Raw genomic sequence first — 16,600 nt, forward strand, 5'->3', positions numbered from 1 at the left:
TAGTCATGATTGTTCACCGGTGTTGAAACTGCTGGAACCACAACTTACCCATACGTTGAGCCCATAGACCGATCCATGTCCGACGAGAGCCTCAAATCTCGCGTTGAAACGTGGATGGTCAAGCAGATGCCGATCATCCAGATGCACGGGGGGACGAGCATGGTTCGAGAGGCCAACCCAGAGACCGGCCAGGTTGTCGTCGAACTTGGCGGCACCTGCTCCGGCTGTGGGATCTCGAATGTCACCGCTCAGAACATCAAGCGCGATATGTACATGGAGTTTGAGGAGATCGAGGATGTCCAGGTCAAAGTCCCCTCAACCGGTGATACCGGCGCGGATACGGTCGAAGGTGGCCGCGGCGGCGACGTGCAGTACTCCAACGAGTCAGCCGGCCACTTCTGAGCCGCCTACGGGCCGACAGCAACACCCCCAGACAGCTACGACAGCGACGTTTCCAACGCGGTCGCAACGGCTCTTGCTTTCTCCGCCAGTTCTTCGCTAATTTCCCCCGCGTCGACAGCCCCGTCGAGTTCGTCGTCGTCGACACGCTCGATAGTACCATCAGGATATTTCAGCACGTCAACATGAAGGTCGATGTAGCGAACGCCGTCAGGAAAACATTCCAGCGGCGTACAGACGTTGACATAGGTGCCGATGAGCTCCCCGTCGCGGTCGCGGTAGACGGTTGGATACCACCACCGACCCTCCTGGAAGCTTGTCGTTGCGGTGTCGCCGTCGGATCGCGGCAGATCAAGCCCATCGTAGCGGCCGCCGCCGGAGAGCTTTCGAACGAGCGTGATTGAGTCGGCATCCCGCTCGGTCACGGTGCCCGACCCAAGGCTGAACAGCCGCCCATCGGGTTTGCCGTGGTTGATGGCGATCTCGTCGCCGACAGTTGGCCCGAAGTTGTCGGCGACAACCGCAAACGGAAACCCGGCGTCGTCGTCGCTGATCTCGCCGCCCGAGCAGAGCGATTCGACGAAATCGACCGCCGAACTCGCGTTTTCACTGCCGGCTTTAATCCGATGGTGGCCGGCCATCGTCTCGGTCACCTCGCGGCGACGCCTATCAAGTGCAAACCGCGACTCGCGGCCGAACCAACACCACGTGCCGGCTTGCTGGCTGAACACCTCTCGTGGGGTCTCATTCCCGTCAGCATCCTCAACACCATCGCCAGCTAGCTCCGCGATGACGGTCTCGGCCTGTGCGGTTGCCGTCTCCAACGCCCCGCGGAGCTCAGCCATCGATGCGTCGGTCGCGGCGTGCTGCCACCTGATTCGCCATCCGTCGGGCGCGTCGATCTCCAGTAACTCCGCCATCCCGAGAAGCTCGCGGGCGGCAGCGTCGTCATGGCTATCGACTGTCGGTGACCCGTCCTCCGGACGCAGGGTCACGAGGTCAGTCGAGACCCGAATCTCGCCGCCCAGTTGGTGGCGACTGTCGCTCCACGGCGGTGTCGACTCTCGCACCTGCACCCGAACCGTCTCGCCGGTGTCAATGTGGCGTTCGACCGCCCCAAAGGGGAGATAGCCCTCGACCGAACCGAGGTCGACGATCGCTCCACGGCCCGTCGTGTCGGTGATCCGTCCGTCGATGACCGTGCCGACTGGGGCTGGATCGCGCCACCAACAGGTGTCGATACCGATGTCAGCGAGGCGGTTCGTTAGGGACTCAACCGCGGTTGGCGCGCCGGCGACCCCAACCCCCTGTCGGTCGCCCGTTGTTTCGATAGCGACATCGTGAGCAGCGCTATCGAAGTCAGCGTCGAACCGGCGTTCGATCGGTGCTGAGGCGTCGACAACCGTCCAGCTGGCATCGAGGGCTAACTTCGTTAGTGCGGTCGCATAGATCCCGCGAACCCGGACGCGTCGGTTGTTTCCGGTCGACTCACTCATCGTTGCCTCCGGTGTGCATATCTCACTGTAGGCGGTGACGCCGTTTGAAACGTTGTTGTTTAGGCTGTGGTCGGTGGTGTATCACCCAGTGGGATCGCGTCCAAGTTATTATATTCCGGTACAGCAAACCCGTAGCTATGTACGACACGATTCTTGTTCCAACTGATGACAGTGAGCCAGCCGGTGAAGCCGTCGACCACGGGATCGACCTTGCGGCCAGCTGCGACGCGACGTTGCACGTGCTGTCTGTCGTCGATAGTTCAGCGTACGCCTCGCTTGATGTAAGCTCCGAGCAGGCGCTCGATGAACTTGAGGCCCGTGCCGAAGCGGCAACCGGGGAGATCGCCGAAACCGCGGCTGAGGCCGGCATCGAGGCCGTCACCACCGTTTCGATCGGCACGCCACATGAACAGATCACCGACTACGCCGAGGCTGTCGATGTGGATCTTATCGTTATGGGGACACACGGTCGTACCGGCCTCGATCGCTTCCTGCTTGGGAGTGTCACCGAACGTGTTGTCCGCGCCGCGCCCGCGCCGGTGTTGACCGTGCGAGCCACGGAGTCTTGAGGATGCGGGCACCTCTTGCCGGCCGGCCGGTGATCGGCGATGCGTGACTGGCTTTCCCACCGCGCGGCGGCAACCCCCGATGATCTCGCGGTGATCGACGCCGACACCGACACCCGGTGGTCGTACAGCGGCCTTGACGCCGCTGTCGATGAAACCGCCGGCCGCCTTGCCAACCTTGGTGTCGACGCCGGCGACCAGATCGCTACCCTGCTGCCGCGCACTTTCCTTGGCGTCTGTCTCCTCCATGCAGCCCAGCGGCTCGGCGTCACGCTTGTCCCGCTGAATCACCGGTTGACAGCTGAGGAGCTTGGTGTACAGATCGACCAACTGGAACTCACGCTTGTTGTCTGCGACATTGACACCGAACCAACTGCCGTCGAGGCCGTCGAGGAGGTGCCGATCGCCTCGATTGACGAGCCACAGTGGGCGGCCGTCAAATCGTTCAAAGACGTTGCGCCCGCGGCGATCGACCCTTTTGGGTGGCAACGCGAGGAGCCACAGCTGATCGTCTTTACATCCGGCTCGACGGGAGCCCCGAAGCCGGTTGTGTTGACGATGGGGAATCTGTTGGCCAGCGCCATCGCCTCGGCATTCCGGCTCGGCGTCGACCCAGCCGATCGCTGGCTGTTGACGCTGTCGCTGTATCACGTCGGCGGGATCGCGCCGATCTTCCGGTCGACGCTGTACGGGACGGCCATCGTCGTTCGCTCCGACTTCGATCCCGGGCAGGCGGCTGACGACCTCGACCGCTACGACGTGACGGTCGTGTCGCTGGTGCCGACGATGCTCAAATCGATGTTGGATCGCCGCGGGACGCTCTCGGATTCCCTGCGGGTCGTCTTGCTCGGCGGCGCGCCGGCCGATGACGCGTTGATACAGCGCTGTGAGAACTACTCGGTGCCGGTACATCCGACCTATGGGATGACCGAAACCGCCTCCCAGGTGGCGACCGCCCGGCCAACCGACGCCTTCGATCGACCGGGGACTGTTGGCCGCCCGCTGCTGTGGACCGATGTGACGGTGCTCGGTGCTGATGATGAGCCGGTTGCGCCCGGCGAGTCGGGTGAACTCGTTGTTAGCGGGCCGACAGTGACCCCTGGCTACGACGGCGAGAGTGGTGAGGCATTCTGCTCGTATGGGCTCCGCACCGGCGATATCGGCTACCAGACCGAGGACGGCTCACTGTTTGTCGTCAACCGGATCGACGACCGCATCACCAGCGGCGGCGAGACGATCGATCCCGGTGCGATCGTCGCTGTGCTCACCGACCACGCGGCGATCGAGGCGGCGGCGGTCGTCGGGGTTCCCGATGAGCAGTGGGGTGAACGTGTGACCGCACTTGTCGTGTCCACTGACGACGATCTATCCGCTGAAGCGGTCGACGGCCACTGCCGAGAGCACCTTGCGGGATTCAAATGCCCGAAAACGATCGTCTTCGCCGACGAACTCCCCCGAACCGCCTCGGGATCGGTTGACCGCCCGGCCGCTCGTGAGGCTGTGACCACAGCCATCGAAGATGCATCGATCGCGACCAACGCTGACACTGATAGGGACGACGCCGACGAGACGGAACCGCCGATCGAGTCCGTAGAGACGACCGCGGTTGACGACGATGCCGATGATGAGTCAGGTATCCCCGACCGACGACCGCCATCGGCGATGTCGCCGGCGGAAGAACCGACCACGACACCAACCGACACCGAGCCTATTCCTGACGCCGAATCCGACGCCGCGGACGACGATGGTTCGGCCGATACCGACGACGATGCTGCACTCGACGCCGACGACGATGCGACTGATCACAACGACGGTGAGTAACTCCAAGCAGAAACCGAAACCCACACCTCCGATCACCGATTGCGGTGGGATATGCAGGGTTCACAGGAGGTCGTCGTGCTTCGGTACGGCCACCGCCCCGGCCGCGACGACCGGATGACGACACATGTCGGGTTAACTGCCCGTGCGCTTGGTGCGGATCGCGTGATCTTCCCTGACAACGCCACCCAGGGAGCCGACACCGTCGCCGATATCACCGATCGCTTCGGCGGCCCCTTCGAGATCGAGCAAACCGACAGCCAGGCGGCGGTCGTTCGCAACTGGGCGGGCCCGGTTGTCCATCTCACGATGTATGGCCTCCCGATCGACGACGTTGAGGGTGAGATCCAAGCGGCTGTCGAGGCCGATCCGCTGCTCGTTGTTGTCGGCGGCGAAAAGGTGCCTTTCGACCTGTATGACCACGCCGACTGGAACGTTGGCGTGACCAATCAGCCTCACTCGGAGGTCGCCGGGCTGGCGGTGTTTTTGGATCGGTTCTTCGAGGGGCGGGAGTTAGATACCGAGTGGGTCGATGCCGAGCGCACGGTGATCCCGAAAGCGACGGGCAAAAAAGTCGTTTCGGGCGACGACACAGCCTCTGACGTGGCCGACACCGACGGCGACTCGTAGCCACGATCCCGGCGGGCTTCGGTAGTCGGAGCTTTTAACAAAGTTCACCGCCGATATCTCCTCAATGGCTTTTGAGGAGTTACTGAACGATCCAGTCATCCAAAAATACCTCCACGAGCTGGTTGGCCCGGAAGGGATGCCGGTCGCCGCCGCGCCGCCGGAGGGTGAGGTGACCGACGAGGAGCTCGCCGAGGAACTCGATCTCGAACTCAACGACGTGCGCCGCGCGCTGTTTATTCTCTACGAGAACGATCTCGCCTCCTACCGCCGCGTCCGCGACGAGGACTCCGGCTGGCTCACCTATCTGTGGACGTTTCACTACGACAACATCCCCGAAAATCTTGAATCCGAGATGGAACGCCTGCTTGCGGCCATCGAAGAACGCGAGGAGTACGAGCGTACCCACGAGTTCTATCTCTGTGAGGTCTGTTCGATTCGCTTTGAGTTCGGCGAGGCGATGGATCAGGGGTTCCAGTGTCCGGAGTGTGCGTCCCCGCTTGAATCGATGGACAACGATGCCCTTGTCAACGCGATGGCCGAACGCGGCGAGGCCCTCCGTGAGGAACTAAACGTCGAGATCCACGCGGACGCCGACTAAATGGTCGTCTTAGCCACCAAATGCTACGTTGCGGGCGACGCCCGCGACCGTGCCCTGAAAAGCCTCGGCTCACTGATCGACAACACCCTCGGTGACCTGCATGTCGACGACGAGATCGGCGTCCGCAGCGACGAGTTCGTCACCGTGACCGTCACCGGCGACGACGCGACCGCCGCCCGCAACGCGTTGCGGGCAGAGTGGGGTGAGGTCACCGACCACTTCGAGACCGGTGAGCGCTACACTGGCACGCTTGAATCGTGGGACGACGATGGGATCACCCTTGACGCCGGCGAGCAGGTCCGGATTCCGGCGGGCGAACTCGGCCTCGGGCAGGGAACCCCACCCCAGATCCGCGAGCGGTTTGGCCTCGTTCAACACCTCCCGATGGAGTTTGTCTACGGTGATCCCTCGCGGCTCGCCGACGATGAACGCGACCGGCTCTACGAGTGGCCGCGCGGCCCCGGTCGCGTCACCGTCAACAGCGCGACCCGCGGCGAGGTGCGGGCAACGGTCAATCGCGCCGGCCACGCACAGGATATCGTCACCGTCGAGCGGCTTGGTCTACTAGAACAGTCAATCATCTGTGGTGAGGGAACCGACGCGCCCGGCCTGCTGGCGGCGATCGGTGACTACCTCCCGGCTGAACTCCGGGCTGTGATCGGCGACGACTAATATGAATCGACGCCTTGGCCTTGCCATTCTCGTGGTACTCTCCCTGACGCTCACAGCCGGCTGTCTCGATTATGTCACCGACGGCGGCGAGATCAGCGACGACGTGCTTGACGCCGAGCCGGCGGCGGCCTACGACTGGGAGACCGACCGCAACGCCAGTCTGACGCTGGATACCGGCTCAGAACTCCAGGCCGTCTACAACGTGTCGGCCGACCAGCGGCTCAGACTGTATCAACCGACCAGTATCGGCCAAGAGGGGCCGCTCGATATCTCGGCCGTCCGGTTCCGCTATGCGAACGGCACCGTCATCTCCGGCACCGAACTCCGGGCTCGCGGCGAGATCGATCAGACGCCGGATGAGGTGTATGTCACACTCCCCGCCGACGGCCGCCTCGCGTTTACCGCGGGGGCAACACCCCGTCGACTGACCCTCCCAGTCTATGTCGAGGGCTCGTATGAGGTTATCCTCCCGGAGGGCAGCCGGATGGACTTCTTCCTTTTTAGCAACACTGTCCCCGCGGGGGCGACAACCGAACGGGTTGACAACCGCGTTCACGTCACCTGGGAGAACGTTGAGTCGAGTTCGATCCTCGTCCAGTACTACCAGAACAACGATCTCACCATCTTCGGTGCCATCATCGGGATTCTCTCGGCGATCGCCGTCGGCGGGCTCTACTACTACCGCCGGCAGATCGACCGGCTACACGAGACACGCGTCGAGATGGGCCTTGACGACGAGGACGAGCAATGAACGTCGCCATCGTCACGGTCGGGGATGAACTGCTAGCCGGCGAGACCGTCGATACGAACAGCACGTGGTTGGCCTCGGAGTTGACCGATCGCGGCTGTACTGTCACCCGCATCACGACCGTTCCCGATCAGATCGAGGTGATCGCCGCCGTTGTCAACGAGTATCGGGCTGACGACGACGCGGTCATCGTTACCGGTGGGCTAGGGCCTACCCACGACGATCGCACGATGGAAGCGGTTGCTGCGGCGGTTGGCCGTGATCTCGAACACCATCCCGAGGCGGAAGCCTGGCTCACCACCGAGGGCGGATACAGTGCCGCCGAACTCGACGCGGGCACCACTGACCTGCCGGCTGGCGCGCGAATGGTACCGAACGAAGCCGGTGTCGCTCCCGGTGCTGTCATCGAGTCAATCTACGTACTCCCAGGGGTGCCCACAGAGATGAAAACCATGTTTGGGCATGTTGCTGCGGAGTTCAGCGGTGAGCCGATCCACACCGAGGTGGTCGTCGCCGACGAACCCGAAAGCGCGCTGATCGACCGTCTTGAGACGGCACAACAGCGGTTCGCTGTCGATGTCGGCAGCTATCCGGGCGAGTACGTTCGCGTCAAGTTCCGCGGCGGCGACCCCGAGGCTGTCGCGGCGGCGACCGACTGGTTTCGCCAGCAGGTAACCGTTGGCAACATCGATGACAACGACGACTCATAGCGCGGACGGCTACGACCGAAACAGATGGGCCAGCCAGCCGAGGGTCAAGGCGATACTCGCAACCAACACGACGGCGGCCGTCTCGAAGATCGGCAACGGCGCGGTCTCCAGTGGAGTCATTACCCGCCGGTAGCGTGCCGACCGGCTTAATTCCTTGAGTCTCCGCGTCGGTGCAGGCCACTTTTCACTGCCGCCGCCATCTGGTTGGTATGCGCCTTGGGTTCCTCGTTAATCCGATCGCCGGAATGGGCGGGCGTGTCGGCCTGAAAGGAACCGATGGGAAGGTCGCCGATGCTGTCGCCCGTGGTGCTGCGCCCCGCTCGCCGGCGCGTGCCAGCCGGGCCTTAACGCAGTTGGCCGACCACGGTGCTGACATCGATCTCGTTACCGCTGGCGAGCCGATGGGGGCGGCCGAAGCGCGGGCCGCTGGATTTGAGCCAACGATTGCTTTTGAGCCGACCATCGGCGATGCTGCGGCAGTCACCGACGGTGTATCCACCACAACCGCCAGCGACACCGCCAGTGCCGTCGCTGCCTTCGTTGATCACGGGGTTGATCTCGTGGTCTTTGTCGGCGGCGATGGAACGGCCGTTGATGTCGCTGAGGGGCTGGCCGACACCGGGGTTCCGATGCTCGGTGTGCCCGCCGGTGTCAAGGTCTACTCCTCGGCGTTTGCGGTCTCCCCCGAGGCCGCCGCGGATGTCGCTGTCGAATTCGATAGAACCGAACAGCGGGAGGTCATGGATATCGACGAGGATGCCTATAGAGCCGGCGAGGTCAGTCCCGAACTCCGAGCCATCGCAGCAGTGCCGGTTGCCGACGACCTCCAGTCGGCCAAACAGCGCGGTGGCGGGACGGTTTCGGCCCTTGCCGAAGGGATCGCCAACAGCGTTGACCCCGAGACGACCTACGTGCTTGCCCCCGGGTCGACGCTCGGGGCGATCAAAACGGCTCTCGGCTTTGAGGGCTCACCGCTTGGGGTTGATGTTTGGCGAGACGGACAGGTGCTTGCAGCCGACGCGAGCGAAGCCGAGATCCTGGACTCACTTGGCGAGACCAACACCATCATCGTCTCACCGATCGGCGGACAGGGGTTCATCTTCGGCCGCGGGAACCCTCAACTCTCACCCGCGGTCATCCGACAGGCGAGCGTTGCGATCGTCGCCTCACAATCGAAACTCGATGACCTGCGGGTGTTGCGTGTCGACACCGACGACCCGGAACTTGACGCTGAACTCCGCGGCTGGCGGACGGTTCGCGTCGGTCGCGTTGAAACCCGCATGCTTCGAATCGTATAGCATGCCACACAACCACATATTAACATCTGCTGTAGTCAGCACATTAGTTCAACATCTGTTGTTCAATAAGCGTTGTATGCATACAATTAAGATGTCGCCACCCTGAGAAAGGGTATGGAAACACGGAAGGTACAGCGGTTAGGGCCCTCAACACTGGCGATGACGCTGCCGGCGGAGTGGACGAAGGAACACTACGTCGAAAAAGGCGATGAGGTCTCGATCCGGATGGGTGGAAAGGGAACGCTCACCGTGCTCCCGGAGTCCGCAAGCACCGGCGAAAGCGAAGCGGTGATCCACGCCGACAATCTCGATGCCGGCTCTGTCGAGCGGGCGATTGTCGCCCAGTATGTGTTGGGCCGGCGAGTGATCCACGTGCAGATGGAAGCTGATGCCCTTGAGTCTGAACACATCAACGCGGTCTATCAGGCCGAAACGCAGCTGATGGGGCTGGGCGTCATCGAGGAGACACCCGAACGTATTGCGATTCGGTGTTCGGCTGACCCTGAGGACTTCACGCTGGATAATCTCTTAGAGCGACTCGAAAACACCGGTAGCACCATGCGCGGGGAGGCTGTCAAGGCGTTGGCCCACGGCAACCGTGATCTCGCCGAACGCGCGCTCAACCGCGAGCGACAGGCCAACAAGATCTTCGTCCTGCTGCTCAGACTCATCTTCACCGCCTACCAGAACCCGAACCTCTGTCGGGCGGTTGGTCTTGATTCGAGCTTCCCGCTGATCGGCTACCGATCGGTGGCGAAAAATCTCGAACTCACCGCCGACAACGCCGAGGATATCGCCGAGATCGTTGCCTCAGCCGACGAGATGCCGGATGTCGAGAGCTCGACCATCCGCCGGATTCGGGAGTTCACCGACCAGATCGACGAGTTGACCGCGATGGCCGTCCGCTCGGTTGTCGAACGTGACTACGATCTGACGATCCGGTGTCGACACCTCTTCGGTGAGATCTCTGACCGCGAACAGGAGATCCTCAATGACCTCGAAGAGCTGCCAAACGAGGATCTGCTCCAGATCCGGGAGGTGCTCGTCAGTCTTCAGCACACCGCCGAGTATGCGATGCGAAACGCCGAGATCGCCGCGAACCTCGCGCTCAACGAGGAGTCCGAACACGTCGATATCACCTGAGGCGGTCACCGATGCCGCTGTCGGCGTATCCCGGCGTTCGAATGAACTAAGCCACCCGACAGGGAACGTATATCCATGGCTACCCACGAAACGGTGACCGACAAGGGACTCGGTGTTGCGATCGCCTGCGGGACGGTTGCGGTGCTTGGGGCTGGACTCATGTTTGCCGGCGGCACCCAACGCACGAAGGCTTGGGGCTTTGCGGCGGCTGTCATCGCCGCTGGGCTCTCGGTGGCTGCACTCCAACTGTACGACGCCTGAGCCCCTGCTTGACTGGAGTGAGCCGACGTAATCATTAAGCCGTTCAGTCCTCTAGCTATTATAGATGACACAGTATACCGAGGAGGAACAACGGATCGTCGCCTATCTCCGTGACAGCGTTGCCCGCGGTGAGCGATATTTCCGGGCGAAGACCATCGCCGAGGCGATCGGTCTCTCCTCGAAGCAGGTTGGTGTCCGCCTGCCGCAGCTCGCCGAGAAATCCGACGATGTCGACATCGAAAAATGGAGTCGGGCCCGATCGACGACGTGGCGTGTCACCCCTGAGTAACAATCAATCGCTGTTTCCGCGTCCTTTTTTACCCCGCCACCCCACCACTCTATAATGACTGTCCGTGTCTCACGGACCTTCGAGTTCGATGTTCCCGGCGAGCAGATCTGGGCGTTTATTGCCGATCCCGAGCAACGCGCCGGCGCGATCAGCGTCGTCGATACCTTCACGATCCACGACGACAGCCGCGCGACGTGGCAGGTACAGCTGCCGATCCCCCTGCTCAACTCGACGGTCACCGTCGAAACCGAGGAGCTAATCCGCGAGCCGCCAACCAGAGTGAAATTTGCGGGTCGCTCACGGGCACTCCGGGTGACCGGCGAACACACGATCACTGAAACCGACAGCGGTTGTCAACTCCACAATGAGTTCGTTGTCGACGGCCAACTCCCCGGCGTTGAGGGGTTCTTTAAGCGCAATCTTGATACCGAACTCGACAATCTTGAGGCTGCTCTCCGGGCGGATATCGACTGACGATGCAGGTCGCTGCGATCCAACTTGATATCGAGCCTGAAGCCGTCGAAACAAATCTTGATCGCGCCCACGAGGCGATCATTGATGCCGCGACAGCGGGTGCCGATCTCGCTGTTCTTCCCGAACAGTTCTGTGTTGGTTTCTTTGCCTTCGACGCCTATCCGACCCATGCTGTCGGGCTTGACGACGGATTATTCGACCGTCTTGCTGAGCTGGCTGCCGACAACGGCATCGCGCTTGTGGCTGGTAGCGTCGTCGAATCGCTTGCTGACAGCGCGGCCGCTGGTTACGATGTGCCGGCGACGGAGGGATACGCCAACACATCCGTTTTCTTTGACCGCGACGGAACCAGGCGGAGTATCTACCGAAAACACCATCTCTTCGGCTACGAATCCGCGGAATCCGAGCTGTTGGTGCCCGGCGATTCGCTGTCGGTCGTCGAATTCGAGGGCCTGACGATCGGGACGACGACCTGCTATGATCTCCGGTTTCCGTCGCTGTACCGCCGGCTGCTCGACCGCGGTGTCGACTGTCTTGTCGTCCCAAGTGCGTGGCCGTATCCCCGGATCGAACATTGGGAGACGCTGGGTCGGGCCCGAGCGATCGAGAACCTCAGCTACGTGATCGCGGTCAACGGCTCGGGCTCGTTCTCCGCGGCGGATGCAACGCTCTGTGGCCGCTCGACGGTTTACGATCCGTGGGGAACGGCCCGGGCCGCCGCTGGCGACGAGCCGACGACGCTCACCGCGACCGTCGAACCCGCGGTCGTCGACCGTGTTCGATCCTCCTTCCCCGCGCTTGCTGACCGCCGGTAGCTGATTGGTTTGCGGCTGCCGGTGGCTGATTACTTCGCCACACGGTGTCTGGTCTTGCGCCGAGACGACATGGACGGTGGATTTATACGCCGCACTGACATACCTTTTGCTGCCGACGTATTGACGCTTTTCTCGTCACTGTCGGCACACACACCTCGCCGCCACGCCCGTCGGCCGCCACGCGGCACGATCCACTCCGAGGATCGGGGGCGTCCTCGATCGGATCATCCGCCGCGCTCCTCGCCTTGTTGCAGTAACATAGTCCCGACCGAGCAGACGCTTTGACTCTCCCTTCTGTGTCATAGAGCTATACAATTGCCAACTGCAGTGGCAAATAGGCCAATAATATCAAACAATATCAGCGAAAAACAGTTTTTACTCAGCGAATATAATGGAATTACCGCAAACCGTGCAGTATATATACAATCAAGCTTGTTGGTTAAGGTAATGTTAATATCGGAGGTGACAGCCAACGGCGGTTGAGGCGGGACGCCGGGTTGTGGGCCGCAGTGTGCTCCACCCGGCGTATCGTGGTTGGGCCCCCTCACACTGCCGGTGGCTGTCGATGTGATGGCCGCTCCCCCATCGGGTGCTGGATGTGCGACCACGATGCCCAACGTACTGACGACCACCATACTCCACCCGCCTCTCACATCCGGGCGGCCACTCGTTTTCACCGAAATGCACATCGTCAACAGCGACGCCCCTCGGGAGCAGAGCGGACTGTCGTACGCTCGTCACACGGGATGCTTTTAGGCCACAGCACAAAAGAGAGGATATGAAATCAACACGGAAAGGGCTCCGCAACGACGACCTGTATAAGGACAACTACGAGCGGATCGCCTGTGGTGAGTGCGAAGAGACGCTTCAACGAGAGAACGATCCTGACGAGGTATTCGATATTCGAACCTGTCCCAACTGCGGGAAACAGTGGAAGGAACTCCCCTGATCGGTTACCGGAACCGGAACGTTTCGAGGTTTTTCGGCGCGAACGTCCGGATGTCGAACTCGTGGTAGAGCGCCGACGAGAGGTCTTGGACGGAGCGTTCGTCGCCGTGAACACAGAGGATCTTTTCTGGTCGTGGGTTCATCGTACGGACGAAATCCATCAGCCCCTTGCGGTCAGCGTGTCCGGAGAACCCATCAACGGTTTCGACGCCCATGTTCAGGGTGAGGGTGTCGCCACGGCCACCGTTGTAGTCGTTGTTGACTGGAATCTCATCCCAGCCGTTTTGAATCCGATTGCCGAGCGTTCCTTGTGCCTGATAGCCAACGAAGACAAGTCGGGAGTCCGAATCGCTGCCGAGATGTCGGAGCCACGACATAATTGGTCCACCGGTGATCATCCCCGAGGTTGAGAGGATGATCGACTGCTCGTCGTCGGCGACCGCCTGGCGTTCGTCCTCGCCGGCGTCGATGTGATTAAACTGATCGGCGAGGAACGGGTTTTTATTATCATGGAAGATCCGATCCTGCAGATCGTCTCGCAGGTATTCAGGATAGGTCGTGTGGATCGCTGTCGCCTCCCAGATCATCCCATCGAGGTGGATCGGCATCTCCGGGATCTTTCCGGTGCGCATCGCCTCCTCTAAGACGAGCATGATCTCCTGGGAGCGGCCGACGGCGAAGGCCGGGATCAACACCGTTCCGCCGTCGTCGTAGGTCTCGTTGATGACCTCTAACAGCTTTTCCTCGGAGTCTTCCTGATCGGTTTGGTAGTCGTTGCGACCGCCGTAGGTTGATTCGAGCACGAGCGTTTCGACCCGCGGGAAGTCGTTGACCGCACCGTTGAACAGCCGCGTGTCGGTGTAGTGGATATCGCCGGAGAAGGCGACGTTGTAGAGCCCATCGCCGATATGGAAGTGGGTGACCGCCGAGCCGAGAATGTGGCCTGCGTTGTGGAAGGTGACCTTGATGTCGGGGGCGATGTCGGTCACGTCACCGTATTCAAGCGGGATCGCGTGTTTGATCGCCTCTCTGACCTGTTCAGAGTCATACGGCGGCGTGCGGCCCTCCTTCGAGGCGACATCGAGATAATCGAGCTGGAGCAGCCCCATCAGATCCCGTGTCGGCTCTGTACAGTAGATCGGGCCATCGTAGCCGTATTTGAAAAGCAGCGGAATGAGCGCGGAGTGATCGAGGTGGGCGTGGGTGAGCACGACGGCATCGATCGAATTCGGCCCGGAGCCGAGGGCTTCCGGCACCTGAAGGTATGGGACTTCGCCTTCTGCCCCTGGTTTGTCGCCACAGTCGATCAAGACCCGTGTCTCAGCGGTCTGGAGGAGAAACGCTGCCCGGCCGACCTCCCGACAACAGCCCAGCGTTGAGATCCGCACCCACTGGTCGCGGCCGATCTCCTCGCGGTGGATCTGTCGCCCCACGCGTTCGAGCACGTCGCGTCGCTCGTCGCGTTCCTGTTTGAGAAAGTTCCGGACGTTCGAGACGGTCGAGGATTCGATCGGCGGCGTGCGGACGACTTCGGGTGTCCACCCGACTTCTCGGGTGATCTCCCGGAGCGTTGAGCCGTGGCGGCCGATCACCATGCCGGGTTTTTCGGCTTCGATGACGACTTCGCCGGTGTCCTCGTGGAAATCGAGATCGGTGACACCGGCGTCGTCGGGGATGACAGACCGAATCTTCGCGTCGGCACTGGCTGGATCCGAGAGTGCTTCCGGGTCGGGACGGACGGTGATCCGCTTTCGAAGCTTGCTGGCGAGGTTACGGACAAGATCGCCATCTTCCGCGAACTCCTTTGGGTGTGGTGTATAGATCACCAGCTCCGGGCCCTCGTATTTCACATCCGAGACGGTAATATCGGGTGGAACCTCTTCGTCGATCTCCGCTTTCAGGTCGTCGAGTTGCTTATCTACTGAGCTCATACGTCAACAAAACCTGCGCTGATCGCCGCCTCGTCGGTTGTTCGCTCGCCAGACTGCACCCCTGAGTAGTCGGGACGCCGTGGGATACTGCCGGTCGAACTGGAACATACTGAATACGATCTGACAACTCCGCATGCGGGAACAGGCAGCGAAAACCCGCTTAGCTTCACCTACACAACCCTCGTTATAAAACCTCTTCGCAACGGCCTGTTTGGCGCCTGCTCGTTTCGTGTGGTGTCACCCACACACCCAAGCCGATTCGTTGCTTCCGCCCGTGTATGCACATTACGCCGGATCGGGTGGCCGCCGAGCATGACTGGGTTCGTCGGCACGCCGACGTTGTCGTGCCGATTCTCAACGAGACTCGGGGTCACCTCGGTGATCTCTTTGAGACCGAGGTCGATACTATAAGCGAAGCTACCTACCAACAGGCGGTCGATCGTGTGTTCGCCGACGGCGAGGTCGCGGTTAATCTCGCCGGCTACATCGCGCTGCTCCGGGAGCTCGATGTCGACGGCGACTATCCGGGTTTCGTTGTCGACGAGGTGTTGGGTCGCCAGCTTGCGGCGACGATCGCCGGCGGGCAACCGCTGTCGGTGCTCGCACAGGCAACGTTCCACATCGCGGATGTCCACACCCACGGCGACACCGATGAGGTGGCTGGCGCAGACGACCTCGACGCCGCGTTGGCCGCAGGGTTTCAGACGCGACTGCCGGGGTGGGACTGGCGGGTGGGTGAGAGTCAGTTCAGCGTCGATCCATAATCAGTCAGCGTCGGCATCAACCGCGTCGGCGCGCGGGATCGTCACGTCGCTGAGGTCGGCTTCGATCTGCTCGCGTTGGTCGGCGAAGGTTCCAGGCAGAATCAGTTCCTCGCCCAACGCATCAAGTGGTTCGTCGCTGGTGTACCCCGGCCCGCTGGTGGCGAGCTCGAACAACACCCCATTTGGCTCACGGAAATACACCGATCGGAACCAGTGGCGGTCGATCTGCTGGGTCGGACGAACGCTGTGGGCGGAGACAGCCTGTCGCATCGCCGTTTGATCCGCGTCGCTTGGCGTCTGGAAGGCGACATGGTGGACGGTGCCGTGGCCCTGCCGTGCGCCCTCAACCGTTGGTAATACGTCGACGTACTGGCCGACGGTACCGGCTGCCTCGAAGCGCGTGCGCTCATCGCCCGGCGTATCGCCCGGTGATTCTTCGGTGCCGGTTGCTTTGAGGCCCATCGTCCGCAGCACCTCTTCTGTTTGATGCGGATCGGCCAGCCACAGCGTCACCGAGTGGAACCCGCGGATCGCGGCCGTCTCGGGAACAAATTCGGTCCACGGGACTGTGGGGTCGTCCGCTGGGATCTCGACGGCGACGAGTTCGACCGGGAGCCCGTCTGGATCGTAAAACGGCAGGACGGTCTCGCCGAACCGCTCGATGCGATCCTCGTAGTCGACACCGTAGTCGTCGAACCGGTCTTCCCAGAACTCAAGACTACCCTCGGGCACGCGGAAGGCGGTGCGGGAGACCTGACCGGAGCCGACCTTGCCCTGGCGGAGATTCTCCCACGGGAAGAAGGTCATACTGGTGCCGGGGGTGCCCTCGGCGTCGGCGAAAAAGAAATGATAGGTGCTGGGGTCGTCCTGATTAACTGACCGCTTGACGAGGCGGAGGCCCAGCGTTTCGACCCAGAAATCGATGTTCTGTTGGGGGTCGCCCGCGATGCAGGTCACGTGGTGAATGCCGGGTGTCGATGGTGCGTCTGCCATTATCATGTGTAAGTGCTGGGGGTACTTGACTTCGCGCTGACACGGGG

At 61.8% G+C, this 16,600-nt stretch carries 19 protein-coding genes; 16 read left to right on the top strand and 3 right to left on the bottom strand.

What is annotated here, in order from left to right; translation table 11 throughout:
* Positions 1 to 75: 75 nt before the first annotated feature.
* A complete protein-coding gene (locus tag DP106_RS03270; protein ID WP_120083368.1) occupies positions 76 to 402 on the top strand; it encodes a NifU family protein in 327 nt (108 codons plus the stop codon).
* A gap of 35 nt (positions 403 to 437) precedes the next feature.
* Here DP106_RS03270 and DP106_RS03275 read toward each other — a convergent pair whose 3' ends face one another.
* Entirely contained in the window at positions 438 to 1,895 is a 1,458-nt protein-coding gene (locus DP106_RS03275) for a DUF402 domain-containing protein (protein WP_120083369.1), read from the bottom strand.
* Between the two features lie 137 nt (positions 1,896 to 2,032).
* On the opposite strand from DP106_RS03275, the gene DP106_RS03280 reads away from it, so the two are divergent.
* The 14 genes from DP106_RS03280 to DP106_RS15760 all read left to right on the top strand — a co-directional run bounded on the left by DP106_RS03280 (position 2,033) and on the right by DP106_RS15760 (position 12,866).
* Entirely contained in the window at positions 2,033 to 2,464 is a 432-nt protein-coding gene (locus tag DP106_RS03280) for a universal stress protein (protein WP_120083370.1), read from the top strand.
* Between the two features lie 39 nt (positions 2,465 to 2,503).
* Positions 2,504 to 4,282, top strand: coding sequence for an o-succinylbenzoate--CoA ligase (gene menE / locus DP106_RS03285; protein ID WP_120083371.1), 1,779 nt, complete (start codon positions 2,504 to 2,506; stop codon positions 4,280 to 4,282).
* Positions 4,283 to 4,333: 51 nt separating this feature from the next.
* Entirely contained in the window at positions 4,334 to 4,909 is a 576-nt protein-coding gene (locus tag DP106_RS03290) for a tRNA (cytidine(56)-2'-O)-methyltransferase (protein WP_120083373.1), read from the top strand.
* A gap of 64 nt (positions 4,910 to 4,973) precedes the next feature.
* Entirely contained in the window at positions 4,974 to 5,507 is a 534-nt protein-coding gene (locus DP106_RS03295) for a transcription factor (RefSeq protein WP_120083374.1), read from the top strand.
* Complete coding sequence (locus tag DP106_RS03300) at positions 5,508 to 6,179, top strand: DUF2110 family protein (RefSeq protein ID WP_120083375.1); 672 nt, start codon at positions 5,508 to 5,510, stop codon at positions 6,177 to 6,179.
* 1 nt (position 6,180) lies between these two features.
* Entirely contained in the window at positions 6,181 to 6,930 is a 750-nt protein-coding gene (locus DP106_RS03305; protein WP_120083376.1) for a DUF5803 family protein, read from the top strand.
* On the top strand, positions 6,927 to 7,637 hold the full coding sequence (locus DP106_RS03310) for a competence/damage-inducible protein A (RefSeq protein ID WP_120083377.1): 711 nt from the start codon (positions 6,927 to 6,929) through the stop codon (positions 7,635 to 7,637). The genes DP106_RS03305 and DP106_RS03310 overlap by 4 nt, the downstream gene beginning before the upstream one ends.
* 209 nt (positions 7,638 to 7,846) lie before the next feature.
* Positions 7,847 to 8,935: an ATP-NAD kinase family protein gene (locus DP106_RS03315; protein WP_120083379.1), complete on the top strand. Its 1,089-nt coding sequence runs from the start codon at positions 7,847 to 7,849 to the stop codon at positions 8,933 to 8,935.
* A gap of 114 nt (positions 8,936 to 9,049) precedes the next feature.
* Positions 9,050 to 10,078: a PhoU domain-containing protein gene (locus DP106_RS03320; RefSeq protein ID WP_120083380.1), complete on the top strand. Its 1,029-nt coding sequence runs from the start codon at positions 9,050 to 9,052 to the stop codon at positions 10,076 to 10,078.
* Positions 10,079 to 10,153: 75 nt separating this feature from the next.
* Positions 10,154 to 10,339 (top strand): DUF7525 family protein, encoded by a 186-nt coding sequence (locus DP106_RS03325; protein ID WP_120083381.1) that lies wholly within the window; start codon positions 10,154 to 10,156, stop codon positions 10,337 to 10,339.
* Positions 10,340 to 10,403: 64 nt separating this feature from the next.
* Positions 10,404 to 10,628 (top strand): DUF7123 family protein, encoded by a 225-nt coding sequence (locus tag DP106_RS03330; RefSeq protein WP_120083382.1) that lies wholly within the window; start codon positions 10,404 to 10,406, stop codon positions 10,626 to 10,628.
* 54 nt (positions 10,629 to 10,682) lie between these two features.
* Entirely contained in the window at positions 10,683 to 11,102 is a 420-nt protein-coding gene (locus DP106_RS03335) for an SRPBCC family protein (protein ID WP_120083384.1), read from the top strand.
* A gap of 2 nt (positions 11,103 to 11,104) precedes the next feature.
* Positions 11,105 to 11,917 carry a carbon-nitrogen family hydrolase gene (locus tag DP106_RS03340; protein ID WP_120083385.1) on the top strand — a complete coding sequence of 271 codons (813 nt, stop codon included), beginning with the start codon at positions 11,105 to 11,107 and terminating at the stop codon, positions 11,915 to 11,917.
* Between the two features lie 778 nt (positions 11,918 to 12,695).
* Complete coding sequence (locus DP106_RS15760; RefSeq protein ID WP_165857812.1) at positions 12,696 to 12,866, top strand: HVO_0758 family zinc finger protein; 171 nt, start codon at positions 12,696 to 12,698, stop codon at positions 12,864 to 12,866.
* A gap of 4 nt (positions 12,867 to 12,870) precedes the next feature.
* Here the strand turns inward: DP106_RS15760 and DP106_RS03345 are convergent, their stop codons facing one another.
* Entirely contained in the window at positions 12,871 to 14,796 is a 1,926-nt protein-coding gene (locus tag DP106_RS03345; RefSeq protein ID WP_120083386.1) for a beta-CASP ribonuclease aCPSF1, read from the bottom strand.
* Positions 14,797 to 15,074: 278 nt separating this feature from the next.
* Here DP106_RS03345 and DP106_RS03350 point away from each other — a divergent pair, with 278 nt between their 5' ends.
* Entirely contained in the window at positions 15,075 to 15,560 is a 486-nt protein-coding gene (locus DP106_RS03350) for a hypothetical protein (protein WP_120083388.1), read from the top strand.
* Here the strand turns inward: DP106_RS03350 and DP106_RS03355 are convergent, their stop codons facing one another.
* Positions 15,561 to 16,553: a ring-cleaving dioxygenase gene (locus DP106_RS03355; RefSeq protein WP_120083390.1), complete on the bottom strand. Its 993-nt coding sequence runs from the start codon at positions 16,551 to 16,553 to the stop codon at positions 15,561 to 15,563. It lies immediately after the preceding gene.
* Positions 16,554 to 16,600 lie beyond the last annotated feature (47 nt).

The sequence above is a fragment of the Halonotius pteroides genome (genome assembly GCF_003605635.1).
GTDB lineage: Archaea > Halobacteriota > Halobacteria > Halobacteriales > Haloferacaceae > Halonotius > Halonotius pteroides.